Genomic DNA, 17,585 nt, shown 5'->3' on the forward strand with positions numbered 1-17,585 from the left:
CAGATAAAGAGATTAAAAATGGTAATGTTACAATTGCAAGTAACTCTATAAATATAGCTGATAAAAATGGCAACCATACAGTTACTATAGACGGAGATAAAGGAACTATCACAGGTCTTACAAACACAGATTGGAATGGAGCAACCGATGATAAAAGTAGGGCTGCCACTGAGGGACAACTTTTATCACTTCAAACTAACATTAAAAATGACATAAACAGCACAATAGGTAGCACACTAGGAAGTTACAAGATTAAAGGAGATGATGGAGTAGAGAAGAGTATCTATGCCAACAACAAAACTTTAACTATAGGTGGCGATACAAACATTAAAACAAAAGCTACAGCAGATGGAAATTTAACTGTTGCTTTAGCTAAAGAGCTACAAGACATTACATCTATTTCTAATGGAGGCAAAGGAGCTAAAATAACTCTAGGCAAAGATGGCAATAAATCTATATCTGTTAATGGTGGAACTATCACAGGTCTTGCAAATACAATATGGGATGAGAATAATATCACATCAGGTAGAGCTGCCACAGAGGATCAACTTCAAGCAGCTACCAAGAATTTGCAAAGCAGTATAGCTAAAAACAATACAGAAGTAGAAGCTGGTGATAATATAATAGTTAGTGAAAGAAATGGAACAAAAGGAAATAAAATTTATAAAGTTTCTACAGCAAAAGATGTTAAGTTTGATACAGTAACAGTTGGTGGTGTTGTGATAGATAAAAACGATAGCAGTATAAAAGTAGGAAACACCAAACTTAATAAAGGTGGACTTACTATCACATCACCAGATGCAAATAAAACAGTATCGCTTACCGATAAAGGTCTTAATAATGGTGGTAATAAAATAACAAATGTAGCTCCTGGTGAAGATCCTAGTGATGCTGCTACTGTGGGACAATTAAAAAATGTAGCTGCTAGTGCTAGTGTTGTAAAAGAAAGTGATAAAAAAGATAAATGGGCTAAAAAAGGACCTGAAGCAAAAGGTAAAAACTCAGTTTCTATAGGTGGCGGATCAATTGATGAAGGTAGAAGCAATACCGTATCAGTAGGAGCTCCTGGACATGAAAGAACTATAAGTAATGTCGCAAATCCTGTAAAAGGAACTGATGCGGTTAATCTAAATTATTTAAATAATCGCTTAGCTAATGTTTATGGTGATATGAATGATCTTAGAGATGAAACAAGAGCTGGCATCGCATCTGCAACTGCTCTTGGTATGCTTCCTCAATCAACTGTCCCTGGAAAATCTTTAATCGCAATTGGTGTAGGTCACCACAAAGGCGAAAGTGCTACAGCAATTGGCTTATCAGGAATGAGTGATGATGGAAAATGGGTATTTAAAGGCGGTGTTAGTTATGATAGTCAAGAAAATACCACAATTGGTGGATCTATAGGATACTTCTTTAACTAATACTTTTTTAAACATAGCGCTTCAAATTTGAAGCGCTATGAAAACTTATAAATATACTTTAATCTTTCAAATTTTTATAATCTTTTAAATTTTAAAATATCAAAATTTGGTATAATATTTCTTTTTATTTCAAGGAAATTATTATGAACGTAACTGTATTTTGTGGCTCAAAAATAGGAAATGAAAACTTTAAAAATATAGCCTTTGAACTTGGTAAATATCTAGCTTTTAATAACCATAATGTGATTTATGGTGGTGGTGGAATTGGTCTTATGGGAGCTTTGGCTGATGGTGTTATAAGTAGTGATGGAAATATAACTGGCATAATACCTGAGCTTTTGCTTAAAAAAGAGCTAGCAACTAAAAATTTAACAAAACTAATAACTGTAAAAACAATGCATGAAAGAAAAGCTTTGATGAATGATATGTGTGAAGCTTTTATAATACTTCCTGGTGGGCTTGGAACACTTGAAGAAGCGTTTGAAGTATGGACTCACGCACAGATTGGCTATCATAAAAAGCCAATTGGCTTTTTAAATTTAAATGGATTTTACGATAAGCTTTTTGAGTTTGTCAAATTTCAAAGCGATGAGGGTTTTATAGATAAAAAGTTTTTAGATATGGTATTAGTTGAGAGTGATTATAAAAAACTAATTGAAAATTTACAAAATTTAGCTTAGAAATATTAATTAAGCCTAAATTTGATATAATATTTTTTACTAAATTTTAAAAGGTTATAGTGTAAATAATGTTAGATATAAATAAAAGATTAAGCGTAGATGAAGCTGTAAATTTGATAGAAAATGCTGAGCTTTGGGAGCTTGGTAAAATGGCTTATGAAAAAAAGCTTTCTTTACATCCTGACAAAATCACAACTTTTATAATCGATAGAAACATAAACTATACAAATGCCTGTTGGGTGGATTGTAAATTTTGTGCGTTTTATCGCCATGTAAATGAAGATGATGCTTATGTTTTAAGTTTCGAAGAAATTGGTAAAAAGATAGAAGAATTGATTCAAATAGGCGGAACGCAGATATTATTTCAAGGTGGCGTTCATCCAAAACTTAAAATTGACTGGTATGAAGACTTGGTAGAATACATCGCTAAAAATTATCCAAGCATTACAATTCATGGATTTTCTGCTATTGAGATTGACTATATTGCAAAAATTAGCAAAATTTCAACAAAAGAAGTTTTATTAAGACTTCAAAAAAAAGGTCTTTACTCAATACCAGGAGCCGGAGCAGAAGTGTTAAGCGATAGGGTTAGAGACATAGTAGCACCTAAAAAATGTAATACCGCTACTTGGCTTAGAATCCATAAAGAAGCACACGAAATTGGTATGAAAACAACAGCTACAATGATGTTTGGTACAGTTGAAACAACTCGTGAGATAGTGCAGCATTGGAAATTTTTAAGAGATTTGCAAGATATTACTGGTGGGTTTAGAGCTTTTATTTTATGGAGTTTTCAAGGAAAAAATACTCGTCTTTTAAAAGAGCATCCTGAAATTATGAAAGCTTCATCGAACCATTATTTAAGACTTCTTGCAGTTTCAAGACTTTTTTTAGATAATTTTAAAAATATACAAAGTTCATGGGTAACACAAGGAAGCTATATCGGGCAACTTGCTTTAAAATTTGGAGCAAATGATATGGGCTCAACAATGATGGAAGAAAATGTTGTAAAAGCCGCGGGAGCAAATTTTAGAATGAATGCAGATGAGTTAATAAATTTAATTAAAGACGTGGGTGAAATCCCTGCTAAAAGAAATACAAATTATGATATATTGGAAATTTACAAATGAAAAAAATAGATTTAAAGTATAAAAATTTAAACATTCCTTTGCTTTATGAGTTTGATAATTCTATGCCAGTAGTAAATTTTAAACTCATCTTTAAAGCAAGTGGAAGCGTGGCAAATGACAAATTCCCAGGCTTAGCAAATTTAGTAGCTAAAATGCTAAATGAAGGAACTTCAAAGCTTGGAGTTAGCGAGTTTGCAAATTTACTTGAGTTAAAGGCTGTAAATTTAAGTGTATTTTCAGGTTTTGAAACATTTGGTTTTGAGATAAATACTTTAAAAGAAAATTTTAACTACGGTTTAAATTTGCTTATAAGTCTACTAAAAGATCCAAATTTTACACAAAAAACACTTGATAAGATTAAAACTTTAATAAAAGGTGAAATCGCTTCAAATAATACAGATTTTGACTATTTATCAAGGACTGAGCTAAATAGACTTTTATATGAAGATACAAGTTTAGAATATCCACAAATTGGGACTTTAGAAAGTATTGATGAGATTGGCTTAAATGAAGTAAAAGAGTTTTTTAACGCTTTATTTTTAGAGAATTTATTTATTGTTTTAGCTGGAGATATAAAAGAAAATATAGATTTAAATGAACTTTTAAATTGTTTTAAAAATGGAAATAAAAATAATCTTCCTTTTATAAAAACAAGCGATGAGCAAAAACTCTCTTTTGTAAAAAAGCAAGTAGAACAAGCCTATATTTATTTTGGTGCACCATATAATGTAAAAAAAGATGAGATTTTTAAAGCTAATGTTGCAATTTTTATCTTTGGAAGCAGTGGTTTTGGAAGTAGACTAATGGAAGAAATTCGCGTTAAAAGAGGGCTTGCTTATTCTATTTATGCAAGAGTTGATTTTGGTTTAAGTAGCTCTAAAATTTGGGGATATATGCAAACAAAAAATGAAAGCAAAGATGATGCCATCGAGGTTATAAAATCTGAGTTTTTAAAATTTGTAAAAGATGGAGTTAGCCAAGATGAGCTAAATAATGCTAAAAATTTCTTGCTTGGAAGTGTTGTTTTACAAAAAGAAACTATGTTTGGTCGTATAAATATCAAGCAAAAAGAGTTTTATATGGGCGAGGAATTTGGTGAGTTTGAAAGAACCTTAGAAAAAATAAAAGCTTTAAATTTAGATGATTTAAACAAATTCATAAAAGCTCATGATGAAATTTTAAATTTAAGTTTTTCAGTGGTTAGTGGAAGTTAAAAATAGATAAAAGTAAGAAAAATGGAAGTTTTAGACAAAAAAGAGCTTGATAAACTTGGAGTAAAAACTATTATTGATTTAGCTTTAATTTTGCCTAAAAACTTTGAAGATTTAACTTTGAGCGAGGTTCCAAACGAGGGCGATAATACAGTTTTAATTGAGTGTAAATTTATGCTTAATAAAGGAAGTTTTTTAAGCATAACTGCATTTTGCATAACTTGGAATTTAGACATTAGAATAATTATTTTTAATGCAAGACCATGGCATTATGGTGCTTTTAAAAATGGTAAAAAAATCTATATTACTGGAAAAAGCTCTTTTTATAACTCTACTTGGCAATTTACAAATCCAAAAATTATAACAAAAATAGGTGAAATTTTACCAAAATATAAACTTAGCCTAAAAGATGATAAAATCACATCTTTAATAGAAAAATACCTAAATAAAGATGGGCTTTTAAGTGAGGGCTTAAATGAGTTTGAAGCTGAGTTTTTACTAAGTCTTCATCAAAAAAGTAAAGAAAGCATAAAGCTTGTTAAAAATTTGGAGTTAGATAACAACTCTTTAAAAATGGTTAAATTTATAGAAATTTTTAACTATATGAAAAAACTTAGTAAAAAAAAGTTTAATTTCCCTGCTAAAAAAATAGAAATTTATGATATAAGTTCTTGGATAAAAACTCTGCCTTTTACTCCAACAAATGATCAAATTAATGCTTTAAATGATATTAAAAACGATCTTTTAAGTTGCGTGGCCAAAAGAAGAGTTGTAATGGGCGATGTTGGAAGTGGAAAGACCTTAATTATGCTTGGGGCTTCTCTTATGATTTATCCACAAACTGCTGTTTTAATGGCTCCAACTAGTATTTTAGCTGAGCAAATTTATAATGAAGCTTTAAAACTTTTACCAAAATTTATGAAAATTATGCTTGTAAAAAGTGGAGATAAAGAATTAGATTTTAAAGATATAAATTTGATAATTGGCACTCACGCACTGCTTTTTCAACCACTTCCAAAAGCAAATTTAATAATGGTTGATGAACAGCACCGCTTTGGCTCAAATCAAAGACAAAAGATAAATAATCTCACAAAAGATGGCAAATTTAAAGCTCATTTTTTACAATTTTCCGCCACGCCAATCCCTAGAACGCTTTCACTAATACAATCAAACATTGTAGAACAAAGCTTTTTAAAGCAAATGCCATTTAAAAAAGATATAAAAACAATTATTATAAATAAAGATGGTTTTTTTGATATGATAAAGCATATAAAAGATGAGATAAATAAAGGAAAACAGGCAATTATCGTATATCCACTTGTTGAAGAAAGCCAAAGCTCAAACTATCAAAGCTTAAATGAAGGAAGCACTTACTGGTATAAAAATTTTAACAATGTCTATTTAACTCACGGCGGCGATAAAGAAAAAGAAGAAATTTTAAAAGAGTTTAGAGATAAAGGGGATTTGCTTTTAACAACAACGGTTGTTGAAGTTGGAATTTCACTTCCTAGACTTAGCATTATTGTTGTAGTTGCGCCTGAGAGGATGGGACTTGCGACTTTACATCAACTTCGTGGCCGGGTTGGGAGAAATGGAGGAAGTGGTTGGTGCTATCTTTTTACAAAATTAAAAGAGCCACCTTCAAGACTTTTAGAATTTGCTAAAACTTTGGATGGATTTAAAGTTGCTGGGATTGATCTTAAAAACCGCCAAAGTGGGGATTTGCTTGATGGAAGTATCCAGCATGGTGCGACATTTAAATTTTATGATTATGAAGAAGATATTGCGGACGCGGCTAAAAAAAGATTAGAAATTTTAAGATAAATTTAAAAATTTAAATTATAATAGATTAAAATTTAAATAAAAAGGAGATTTTATGAGAAAAATTATTTTATTATCATTGGCTTTTGTAGGATTTGCGTTTGCAAGAAGTGTGGTTATAGATGTTGTAGAGCACAAACCTATTTATGAGATGAAAGCTGATACTCAGTATGTTGAAAACTGCAATAACTCTATAAGCGACTACAATCTTTTAGGAACAGCAATTGGAGCGGTTGGTGGTGGAGTTGTGGGGAATCAATTTGGCGGTGGAAGTGGTAAAAAACTAGCAACCGTTGCAGGAGCTATAGCTGGAGGATACGCAGGAAATAGGGTTGAGGGAAATATCAAAGGAAACCAAAAAAGTGGTTGTGAGTATAAAGAGCAAAAAGTTGATAGAAAAGTACTTGTAGGATATAGAAATATAGGATATTACAAAGGAAAGCAATACTCAAAAATCACAGAAGAAAAACAATCTAAAATAAGAATAGAAGTAAAATAAATTTTATTATTTTAAATTAACTCAAATTTTTACAAATATGTTTTATAAAACAGATGAAAAATTAAGCTATAATTACATATAAAAATTTAAAGGTTAAATATGCAAGATTTAAAAAATGGTTCTATTTTTTTAAACAGAGAGCTTTCTTGGCTTAGGTTTAATACTCGTGTTTTGGCTCAGTGCGAAAAAGATATTCCACTTATTGAAAAGCTTAAATTTTTAGCGATTTACTCAACAAATTTAGATGAGTTTTATATGATAAGAGTAGCTGGGTTAAAACAACTTTTCATAGCAGGTATTACAGCTAGTGGAAGTGATGAGATGACACCACTTGATCAACTTAGAAAAATAAGAGAGTATTTGCATGATGAGAAAAATAGCTTAGAAATTTATTATAAACAAACCATTGAAGCTTTAGCAAATGAGGGTTTTTATATTAAAAATTATGATGATTTAAATGATGAGTTAAGACAAAAAGCAGATGAGTATTTTTTCTCAAATATTTTGCCTATCATCGTGCCAATAGCTGTTGATTCAACTCATCCTTTTCCACATTTAAACAACCTTAGCTTTGCTCTAGCTGTTAAGCTAAAAGACACAAACGACTCTCAAGGCTTTAAATTTGGAATGATAAGAATTCCTAGAGTAATTCCAAGATTTGTTCAAGTTAGCACTGATACTTATACACCAATTGAAACAATTGTTCATCGTCATGCAGAAGAAATTTTTCCAGGCTATAGCCTAATTAGTTCAGCTCCTTTTAGGGTTACAAGAAATGCCGATATTGTAATAGAGGAAGAAGAAGCTGATGATTTTATGATGATACTTGAACAAGGACTAAAACTTCGCAGAAAAGGTGCATTTGTCAGGCTTCAAATAGCCAAAAATGCAGATGCTGATATAACTAAGTTTTTAAATGAGCATATAAATGTTTTTTATAAAGATATTTTTGAGTATGATATACCACTTTCACTTGATGGTCTTTGGGGAGTTGTTGGGAATAAAAATTTTTCTAATCTAGCACTTCCGCCGTATTCTCCAAAAATTTTGCCACCTTTTAATGAAAATGAGTCAATTTTTGAGACAATGGATAAAGGCGATATTTTAATTTATCATCCTTATGAAAGTTTTAACCCAGTTGAACAGCTCATCAAAGAAGCCTCAAAAGATCCTAATGTCGTATCAATTAGAATGACACTTTATAGAGTTGAAAAAAACTCTCCTATAGTAGCTTCTTTAATAGATGCCGCAAATGATGGCAAGCAAGTAACTGTAATGGTTGAGTTAAAAGCAAGATTTGATGAAGAAAATAATCTTCACTGGGCAAAATCACTAGAAAGTGCTGGAGCTCATGTGGTTTATGGAATACCAGGATTTAAAGTTCATGCAAAATCAACACAAATAATTAGAAAAAGTGGTGATAAACTAAAATTTTATATGCATCTTGGAACTGGAAATTATAACGGAAGTAGTTCAAAAATTTACACAGATGCAAGTTTTTTTACAACTGATGAGAGATTTGCCAAAGATACTACAACTTTTTTCCATATTTTATCAGGATATAATAAAAATAGAGTATTACAAACGCTTTCTATGTCGCCAATGCAGATAAAAGAGCGCTTAATTGAGATGATAAAAGTAGAAGAAAAAAAAGGAAGCGATGGGCATATAATTGCAAAAATGAATGCTTTGGTTGATTCTGATATGATAAAAGCTTTAAGCAGTGCAAGTAAAGCAGGCGTAAAAATAGAGCTTATTGTTAGAGGAATTTGTTGTTTGAGACCAGGAATTCCTGAAATCAGTGAAAATATACGAGTAATTTCTATAGTTGGTAAATACCTAGAACATGCAAGAATTTTTTATTTTAAACACTCAAGTCCTGAAATTTATATCTCAAGTGCTGATTGGATGCCTAGAAATTTAGAAAGAAGACTTGAGTTGATGACTCCTATTTTTAATGAAAGCTTAAAAAATAAGATGATTGATATATTAAATGTTCAGTTAAATGACACATCTTTAGCGTTTGAGCTTCAAAATGATGGAGAGTATGTAAAGCTAACTTCTGAAAATCCTCTAAATAGCCAAGAGTTTTTAGAAGAGTATTATAACAAGCTTGCTAAAAACATAAGAAAACATAAAGATACAAGCAATATCTTAGTAAGTAAGCTTTTAGAGGATAGCTAGATAATAAAAGTTTTTAAATTTTATCTTGTGATTAGAATTTAAAAATAGACTTATTAAATAACAAAATGAATAACTTATTTAACTCAAAAAAAGAGCTTTTACTATTTTTTATAGTTGCTTTTATAATTTTTGGGTTAAATTTAAGTTATGAGTTTTATAAATTTAAAGATTTCAAAGCTTTGAAATTTAGATATGTTGAAGCTGTAGTGGAGCAGTCATATTTAAAAACAAAAAATGATAAGACTTACAGAGTTTTAAAGCTTAAAAATGATGATTTTAGCTTTTACACCACTACAAAAAAGGAAAATGAGCTAAAGAGATATGATAATATTAAGCTTAGAGTTATAACTGATAAAATAACATTTAAAGAGTATATTAAAAAAAGTTTTTATTTAAAAAGTTTTAATATAAAAAAACTACAAAATAGTCCAAATTTTAAAAATAATTTAATAAATTTCATCTCAAATCAGCATGAAAATGACAAAATCAAAGAACTTTACTCTACACTTTATCTTGCAACGCCCATTTCAAAGGAGTTAAGAAACGATGTTACAAAGTGGGGGATTGCTCATGTTGTTTCGATTAGCGGGTTTCATCTTGGCATAATTTTTACAACTATTTTTTTACTTATAACTCCGATATATCGTTTTTTTCAAAATAGATTTTTCCCTTATAGAAGTAGGTATTTTGATATAAGCTTAGTGGCGTTTTTACTAATGGTTTTTTATCTTTTTTTACTTGATTTTACACCTGCATTTTTACGCTCACTTTTAATGAGTGCTTTAGCGTTTTTATTTTTAGTTAAAAATTTAAAGGTTTTTTCATTTTGGACACTGTTTTTAACGATAATTATAAGCATTTGTTTTATGCCAAATTTGGTTTTTTCGATTGGATTTTACTTTTCTTGTCTTGGAGTTTTTTATATTTATTTGTATCTGCATCACTTTAAAAATTTATTTAAAAGCACTAAAATAGGCATTTTAAAACATATTTTAGTTTTTAATATTTATGTATTTTTTGCGATGAATATACCTGTTTATTATTATTTTAACACTTTTGCTTTTTCGCAAATTGCAGTTATTCCAATAGGATATATTTTTACTATTTTTTATCCATTGAGTTTATTTTTGCATATTTTTGGAGCTGGAAATTTAATGGATGAGTTGTTGCTTAATTTTTTAAACTACAATATTAAAACTTATAAGATTTTCATACCACCAATGCTTTTTTATAGTTTAAATTTACTAAATTTTGTAGCTATTAAAAGTAGATTAGTAGCTGTTTTGCTCCCCATTTTTGGTATCGTTCCCATTTTTTTCATCTAAGAGGGTATAAATTTTAAATCCATATAAAAATATAATCCAACTTATATAAATCCATAAAAGAAAAAAGAGTAAAATACTAAATGAGCCATAAATACTGGTGTAAGTTTTGTTATAAAAAGTATATTTTATAAAAGCAAATTTCGAGGCATTCCATGCAAGGCTTGTTATAAATGATGAAAATAAAATAAATTTATTAGAAGTTTGCTTGTTGATTGATATTTTATAAACTATGGCAAAAATCGCCCAAATAATGATATATGGTAAAAAAATGGCTAAATTTATCCATTTAGTAAGATCTGTTTGATTAAGTAGAATTTGAAATTTAGCTGTTAAATAAAATGATAGTCCAAGTCCAAGTGGAGCAAGAGTTATCAAAGTCCAGTATTTGCTAAAATCTTGCCAAAACCCACTTGCCGAAGATGTAGTTAGCTTTTTAACTACATATTTATAGTTATCAAAAAAAGCTGTTGTTGAAAATACAATCGCAACAAAACCAATAAGTCCTAAATTTAAACTATTTGATAAAAACTGCTCTAAATATTGTGAAATTATCTCTTGATGTGATGGAAGCAAACTCTCAAAAATAAAACCTTTTATCCTATCTAAATACTCATCAAAACTTGGAAGTTGGGTAAAAATCGTAAATGATAAAAGTAAAAGTGGAATGATAGAAAGCATAGTATAAAAACTAAGGCTTGCGGCAAAATGAACTAAATCTCTGTCATAAAATTTATTATAAAAATCTTTTATTTTTTTTATCATTTTTTTCCTTTAATTTAATAAAACGCTTATAAACATAGCTCCAAGCACTGCACCAGTTGTATTTAAAAGCATCTATTTAAAAATACAGCATTAAAAATAAATTGCGAACTTTTAGCTAGCAGCGAAAATAAAAAGCTAAAAAGTAAAATTTGTAAATTTATTAAATTTCATTTTGCTCATAAATTTAAAATGGGACTAAATTTAAAGCCCCATTTTATTTGGATTTAAGATATTATTTGGATCAAAAGCTTTTTTAATAGCTCTGAAAAGCTCCATTTCAGCGTCACTAAAAGCAAGCTTCATATATGGTGCTTTTGAAATTCCTATACCATGTTCTCCACTTAGAGTTCCTCCAAGATCTATTGTAATCTTAAAAATCTCCTCAATAGCAGCATATCCTTTTTTAACTTCATCTTCATTATCTTTATCAACCATTACATTTGTATGCACATTTCCATCGCCAGTATGCCCAAAACAAGGGATTAAAACATCATATTTTTTAGAAACTTCATTTATTTTTTCTAAAAGAGCAGGGAGTTTTGAGCGAGGAACTGTGATGTCTTCATTTATTTTTAAACTTCCATAACATGTAATTGCTTGAGAGCAATTTCTTCTAGAAAACCATAAGTCGTTACTTTCTTTTTCATCTTTTGCAACTATAAAATTAAAGCAACCATTTTCTTTAAATACTTTTTCTATAATTTCTAAGTCTTTATCTAGTGAAATTTCTAAATCCCCATCAACATCAGTTATTAAAATAGCCCCAGCATCTTTTGGAAGCCCTTTGTGGAAATTTTCCTCAACAGCCTTTATGCTTAAATTATCTAAAAACTCCATTGCTACTGGCTTAACTCCACTTGAAAGAGTTTTATAAACTGCATTCATAGCTTCATTTACACTTTTAAAAACTCCAAAAGCTGTTTTTTTAAGCTTTGGTTTTGCTATTAATTTAAGAGTAATTTCTGTAATTACAGCCAAGCTTCCCTCACTTGCTGTTAAAATGCCTACTAGGTTATATCCTGCTACATCTTTTATGGTTTTTTTACCAGCTCTTATAATTTCTCCATTTGGAAGTACAGCTCTTAAAGCCATAACATAATCTTTTGTTATGCCATACTTACTAGCTCTCATTCCACCTGCATTTTCAGCTACATTTCCACCTATTGTAGAGTATGTTTGGCTTGCAGGATCAGGCGGATAAAAAAGTCCAAGTTTTTCAACCTTTTTTTGCAAGTCCATGTTAATAACACCTGGTTGAACAACTGCGACCATATTTTCAAGATCTATTTCAAGAATTTTATTCATATGTTTTTCAAATGAAATTATAACTCCACCACTAACTGCCAATGCTCCACCTGTAAAGCCGCTTCCAGCACCTCTTGGGATAACTGGTAGTAAGTTATCATTACAGTATGCTAAAATTTTACTTACTTCATTTTCATCTTTTGGAAATAAAACAGCATCTGGCTTAAACACTTTTCTTGTGGCATCATAAGAGTATGCAAGCTTATGTGCCTCATCAAAATAAGCATTATCCTCGCCTAAAAGTTTTTTAAAAAAATTTATATGAGTTTGTTCCAAAGCCTAGTCCTTAATATCTAATAAAAATTTATAATGTTTATTATAATTTGCTATATAAGCACTATCCCACTTCCACCAAGCAGGTGAGATGCCATAAACATTACTAAAAAATGGCACTTGATAGTTTTTAACTTCGCCTGTTTCAAAGCTTTTTAGTATTTTAAAACTTCCACAATCAGCAAAAACTGCCTTTTTATCCATAGCTATAAAAATAAGCCCCGCAACAGTTTGAGCACAAATTTTTCTAAAATCATCTCTAGAAGGATTTGGCTTTCTATAAGCATTTAAGTGTGATGCTGCAAGATCTGGGTTTATAAAATGAATATTTGGAAATGAGTTTATAATTTGAGTGTAAATTTCTTCATTTGGAACGACAATTACTGCTCTATTGTAAAGATAATTAAGTATAACTTTATCACCAACTTTTGGTAAAATTCCAGGAACTGGAAGAGCTGGCTGGCTAAGAGCTTGAAATACTTCAAATCTTACAGTTGCAAAACCTGCACTTTTATCAGTTACTACTGCTCTTGCGATGATTGAACTTTCACCATTATTAAAAGTATGCATTACAATTCCGCTACTTCCAATTATAATATCAGGACTATCGATAACTTTACCGTAGCCATTTTTTACAGATGTCAAATTTGAAGTATAGGTTGGCATGGAAAAATTTGCCGCACTTGCAAGTGAAAGTATAAAAACAAAAATAGTTATAAGATATCTCAAAATTACTCCTTGAAAAAAATTAAATCATTATACTAAATTTTTAGTTAATGTTTGAGAAAGTATAAATTTTTAATCATTTACCAGCTGTCAAAAAAAATATAGTATTATAAAAAGTTAGTCAAAATTTCAAAAAAGAGGAATTATGTTTAAAAAAGTATTTATTTTTTTTATCTTAAATTTAAGCTTGTTTGCAAATGTTAGCACTATGCAAAAATTTAACTGGCCAAACGGAAAAACATTTTTACATTTTTTAGAAGATTCAAACTTACCATTAAGTCTTTATTATGATTTATCGCAAGATGACAAAGAACTAGCCACTGAAATAGGTGCTGATATAGAGTGTGAGAAACTTGTAGATGAAGATGGAAATTTAGAACAAATTTTAATACCAATAACAGAAGAGCTTCAAATTCACATCTACAAAGATGAAAAAAATAAATTTAATCTTACTTTTACTCCAACAATTTTTACACAAACAGATAATACTTTGGGTTTAACTGTCGAAACCATGCCATATTTAGACATAAACAATGCAACTGGAGATGGCAAGCTTGCTGCTTCTTTTACAAATGCTTTTAAAGGAAGAGTAAATTTTTCGCGTCTTCAAAAAGGTGATCAAATCGCTATAAATTATACTCAAAGATTTAGACTTGGAAAACCTTATGGAAGTCCTCAAATTTTATCAGCTATGATAGAAGAAAATAAAAAAAGCAATTACATTTATTACTTCGAATCTAAATTTTATGATGAAAATGGTAAAATAAGTCAAAATTTTTTGTTTAAACTTCCAATTCCAGGAGCTAGAGTTTCATCAAAATTTACTCCAAAAAGATATCATCCTGTATTAAAAAGATATAGAGCTCATCTTGGCACAGATTACGCAGCTCCAAGAGGAACTTCTATAAAAGCAGTTGGAAGTGGAACTGTGGTTTTTGTTGGAGTTAAGGGCGGATATGGTAAAACACTTGAAATTCAACATCAAAATGGCTATAAGTCTTTATATGCTCATTTAAACGGTTTTGCAAAAGGAATGAAAAAAGGAAGAAAAATTTCACAAGGAGATATCGTTGCTTTTGTTGGAAATACAGGTATGAGTACAGGACCACACCTGCATCTTGGACTTTATAAAAATAACAAAGCAATGGATTTTGAAAAAGTTGTAAAAGTTGCTAAGGAAAATATAGAACTTGAAAAAGAAGAGAAGAAAAGATTTAAAAAATATATAAAATCTCAAAATGAAATTTTACAAATAGCAATGGGCGGATATCACAATCCTTCCAAATTTATTGATTTTGAAAATTTTATAGAGTTTTAGTGGTTATAAAATTATAAAAAAGGGCAAATATGGAAAATATAGAAAATAAAGAGCTTTTAGAAGCACAAAATAGACTTGATGAACATTTAAGTAGTTTAAATAAAGAAGAGTTAAGCCCTGATGATATAGCTGAATGTTTAAAAATATTAAAAAAAGAAGATGAAGATTTATATTATAAATATCTACACAAGCTTGATTTAGAAAGTCTTTCGACTTCTGCGATTGAAATGCCTGAGCATATGCTTAAAGACGTTCTTGAAAACATTCCAAAAGAAAAACTTGTAAATGCTATAGAAGAACTTGAAAGTGATGATCAATTTGAGCTTTTAGACTATATCAAAGACATAGATGAAATAAAAGCTAAAACAATATTTAATGAACTTGACGATGAAGATAAAAAAGATATTTTAAAACTTTCTGCCTATAAGGATGATGAAGCAGGAAGCTATATGCAACTTGAAGTTTTTAAAGCAAATTTAAATGAAACTGTTATGGAGGCGGTTGACAGATTAAGAGACTTAAGACACAGTGGCGAAATAGAGATGGCTTATCAGCTTTGTGCAGTTGACGAAAAAGGAATTTTAAAATACTGTATCCCACTATCGGATCTTATAATTTATAATTTCAGTCTAACTATAGATGAAGTTGTTAAAAGTGCAAAACCTGATGCTTTTAAGCCAAAATTTGCTTTAGATACAGATAAAATTTCAGATGTAGCTATACTTTTCCAAGATTTTGATTTATCAGTTTTGCCAGTTGTTGATAAAAATGGTATTTTGCTTGGAAGAATTACGCCTGATGATATTCATGACTTTGTAAGAGAAAGTGCAACTGAACAAATTTATAACCTTGTTGGTGTTGATGATGAAGTTGAAGAAGATGATTATGGTGCATTAAAAGCTAGTAAATCAAGGGCTGTTTGGCTAGGTTTTAATCTAATCACTGCATTTTTATCATCTTTTATTATAGGAATTTTTGATTCAACTATTGAATCATTTGTAGCACTTGCTGTTTTAATGCCAATAGTCGCTTCTCTTGGAGGAAATACTGGCTCGCAAGCATTAACTGTTACAGTTAGACGTTTAGCACTGGGGGATATTGAGTTTAAAGATGCTAAAAAAGTTATTAAAAAAGAGTTTACGATATCTTTGATAAATGGAATTACTTTTGCCTTTTTAGTTGGCATTATCGCATATATTTGGTTTAATAAACCTATGCTTGGAGTTGTTATATTTCTTGCTATGTTCATAACTTTGGGCTGCGCTGGGCTTTTAGGAGCTATAATCCCTTTAACATTAAAGAAATTTAATATCGATCCAGCCGTTGGCTCATCAGTTATTTTAACAGCAGGAACTGATATAATTGGCTTTTTTAGTTTCTTAGCGCTTGCGTCTTGGATACTTTTATAAAATTTGCAAAAATTTAAAATGAGTTATAAAATAAAAAATATAAAAAGTTTGAAAAATCCTAAATTTATAAAACCATTTTTAGTTGAGTATGAGCTTGATAAAAAACTATTAAAATGGGAATGTATAAGTGTTCATGATAGTGTTTCAGTTCTTCTGTTTGATGCAGATAAAAAAGCTTTTGTTCTTGTGAAACAGCTTCGCATTCCACTTTTGTTAAAATGTGAAAAAGATAGTATTAATTTAAGCGAAAATGGAATAAGCTATGAGCTTTGTTCTGGCATAATGGATAAAAACTTAAGTGAAGAAGATACAATAAAAGAAGAAATTTTAGAAGAGTGCGGATACAGGGTTGATAGTGTAGAAAAAATAGCTTCATTTTATGGTAGCTTAGGAACTGCGGCATCTAAACAGACATTTTTTTATACCGAGGTTTCAGATGAAGTGAAGGTGTCTGCTGGAGGTGGTATAGATGATGAAAAAATAGAGATTTTTTATCTGCCTATAAAAGAGGCAAAAGAGTTTATTTATGATGAAAATATCCCAAAACCAGCAAGCTTAGCATTTTGTTTTATGTGGTTTTTTGATAGATTTAAATACTAGCCCTAACATAAACTCTTTTAGGTGCTGGATAGCCTTCGATAGTTTTAGAGCTATCGTTTGGATCTAAAAAATCCCCTAGGCTTTCGCCGTCTATCCACTTAGTTTTTCTTTGTTCGTTTAAATCAGTTGTTTTTGTGGTAAGTACTTCAAAATCTTTAAATTTAGCTTTTTCAAACCAATTTTGCAAAGCCTTAATAGTTGGGATAAAATAAACATTGCTCATCTTTGAATAACTATTTTTTGGCACCAAAGCAAACTCACCATCCATTTCTAAATACATTGTATCTAAAAAAATCTCTCCGTTTTTATTTAAAGAAAGTTTTATATCTTTTAACATTTTTACTGGATCGCTTCTATGATAAATCACTCCAAGACAAAATAAAGTATCAAATTTATGCTCATAAAAAGGCAGATGTTCTACGCCTAAAAGCTCATATTTAATATTGCTTTTTATAAATTTATTTAAAAACTCAAATTGTAAAAAAGTTCTAATGCTTGGATCAAACCCCACAAGCTTTGATGCATTCATTTCAAGCATTTTAAAAAGATAATATCCGTTATTACATCCAATGTCACCAACAACTTTATCTTTTAAATTTAAAAATGGTAATAAAGTATTAAATTTAATAAAACTTTGCCACTCACTATCTATAAAAATTTCATCAAATTTATTATGAATTTTAAAAGGACCTTTTCGCCAAGGTTTAAGCATAAGAGCTATTTGTAAAATTTCATCTAAATTTACTTTTTTATCTAAAATTTCAATATCAACAATATCTTCAAATTTACATTTTATATCAAAATCAGTGTTTAAATTTGAAACTTTTTCCCAAATATTTTTATAAATTTTTAAATCTAATTCTTTAAATTTATCTGCTCGTATTTCGTCTAAATTCATCATTAAATCCTAAATAAATTAGG

At 29.6% G+C, this 17,585-nt stretch carries 15 protein-coding genes; 11 read left to right on the forward strand and 4 right to left on the reverse strand.

All coding sequences use genetic code 11. The annotated features are described in order from the left end of the window. The 8 genes from HMPREF9309_RS09040 to HMPREF9309_RS04565 all read left to right on the forward strand — a co-directional run. A partial coding sequence (locus tag HMPREF9309_RS09040; RefSeq protein ID WP_016646740.1) for a YadA family autotransporter adhesin occupies positions 1-1,421 on the forward strand: 1,421 nt, incomplete at its 5' end. Positions 1,422-1,564: 143 nt separating this feature from the next. Continuing rightward, complete coding sequence (locus tag HMPREF9309_RS04535; RefSeq protein WP_016646741.1) at positions 1,565-2,101, forward strand: LOG family protein; 537 nt, start codon at positions 1,565-1,567, stop codon at positions 2,099-2,101. Between the two features lie 68 nt (positions 2,102-2,169). Further along, entirely contained in the window at positions 2,170-3,231 is a 1,062-nt protein-coding gene (locus HMPREF9309_RS04540; RefSeq protein WP_016646742.1) for a dehypoxanthine futalosine cyclase, read from the forward strand. Continuing rightward, positions 3,228-4,445 (forward strand): M16 family metallopeptidase, encoded by a 1,218-nt coding sequence (locus HMPREF9309_RS04545; RefSeq protein ID WP_016646743.1) that lies wholly within the window; start codon positions 3,228-3,230, stop codon positions 4,443-4,445. The genes HMPREF9309_RS04540 and HMPREF9309_RS04545 overlap by 4 nt, the downstream gene beginning before the upstream one ends. A 21-nt stretch (positions 4,446-4,466) precedes the next feature. After that, on the forward strand, positions 4,467-6,266 hold the full coding sequence (recG, locus tag HMPREF9309_RS04550; RefSeq protein WP_016646744.1) for an ATP-dependent DNA helicase RecG: 1,800 nt from the start codon (positions 4,467-4,469) through the stop codon (positions 6,264-6,266). A 52-nt stretch (positions 6,267-6,318) separates the two neighbouring features. Further along, positions 6,319-6,762: a glycine zipper 2TM domain-containing protein gene (locus HMPREF9309_RS04555; protein ID WP_016646745.1), complete on the forward strand. Its 444-nt coding sequence runs from the start codon at positions 6,319-6,321 to the stop codon at positions 6,760-6,762. A gap of 99 nt (positions 6,763-6,861) precedes the next feature. After that, entirely contained in the window at positions 6,862-8,946 is a 2,085-nt protein-coding gene (locus tag HMPREF9309_RS04560) for an RNA degradosome polyphosphate kinase (protein WP_016646746.1), read from the forward strand. A 65-nt stretch (positions 8,947-9,011) separates the two neighbouring features. Next, positions 9,012-10,271 (forward strand): ComEC/Rec2 family competence protein, encoded by a 1,260-nt coding sequence (locus HMPREF9309_RS04565; protein ID WP_016646747.1) that lies wholly within the window; start codon positions 9,012-9,014, stop codon positions 10,269-10,271. On the opposite strand, the gene HMPREF9309_RS04570 is transcribed toward HMPREF9309_RS04565, so the two are convergent. From HMPREF9309_RS04570 to HMPREF9309_RS04580, 3 genes are all read right to left on the reverse strand, one after another. Continuing rightward, complete coding sequence (locus tag HMPREF9309_RS04570) at positions 10,218-11,033, reverse strand: YihY family inner membrane protein (RefSeq protein ID WP_016646748.1); 816 nt, start codon at positions 11,031-11,033, stop codon at positions 10,218-10,220. The two genes, HMPREF9309_RS04565 and HMPREF9309_RS04570, sit on opposite strands and share 54 nt — an antisense overlap. Positions 11,034-11,234: 201 nt before the next feature. Then, entirely contained in the window at positions 11,235-12,614 is a 1,380-nt protein-coding gene (locus HMPREF9309_RS04575; protein WP_016646749.1) for an FAD-linked oxidase C-terminal domain-containing protein, read from the reverse strand. Between the two features lie 3 nt (positions 12,615-12,617). Continuing rightward, complete coding sequence (locus HMPREF9309_RS04580) at positions 12,618-13,340, reverse strand: plasminogen-binding N-terminal domain-containing protein (RefSeq protein ID WP_016646750.1); 723 nt, start codon at positions 13,338-13,340, stop codon at positions 12,618-12,620. Between the two features lie 142 nt (positions 13,341-13,482). On the opposite strand from HMPREF9309_RS04580, the gene HMPREF9309_RS04585 reads away from it, so the two are divergent. From HMPREF9309_RS04585 to HMPREF9309_RS04595, 3 genes are read left to right on the forward strand one after another with little or no spacing between them, the layout of a single operon-like run. Further along, on the forward strand, positions 13,483-14,655 hold the full coding sequence (locus HMPREF9309_RS04585) for a peptidoglycan DD-metalloendopeptidase family protein (protein WP_016646751.1): 1,173 nt from the start codon (positions 13,483-13,485) through the stop codon (positions 14,653-14,655). A gap of 29 nt (positions 14,656-14,684) precedes the next feature. Then, entirely contained in the window at positions 14,685-16,064 is a 1,380-nt protein-coding gene (gene mgtE, locus HMPREF9309_RS04590; protein WP_016646752.1) for a magnesium transporter, read from the forward strand. A gap of 18 nt (positions 16,065-16,082) precedes the next feature. Further along, positions 16,083-16,664 carry an NUDIX domain-containing protein gene (locus HMPREF9309_RS04595; protein ID WP_016646753.1) on the forward strand — a complete coding sequence of 194 codons (582 nt, stop codon included), beginning with the start codon at positions 16,083-16,085 and terminating at the stop codon, positions 16,662-16,664. Here HMPREF9309_RS04595 and cmoB read toward each other — a convergent pair. Then, positions 16,654-17,562: a tRNA 5-methoxyuridine(34)/uridine 5-oxyacetic acid(34) synthase CmoB gene (gene cmoB, locus HMPREF9309_RS04600; RefSeq protein ID WP_016646754.1), complete on the reverse strand. Its 909-nt coding sequence runs from the start codon at positions 17,560-17,562 to the stop codon at positions 16,654-16,656. The genes HMPREF9309_RS04595 and cmoB overlap by 11 nt on opposite strands. Positions 17,563-17,585 lie beyond the last annotated feature (23 nt).

Origin of the sequence: Campylobacter ureolyticus ACS-301-V-Sch3b (genome assembly GCF_000413435.1) — a bacterium.
In the GTDB taxonomy this organism is placed as follows: Bacteria; Campylobacterota; Campylobacteria; order Campylobacterales; family Campylobacteraceae; genus Campylobacter_B; species Campylobacter_B ureolyticus_A.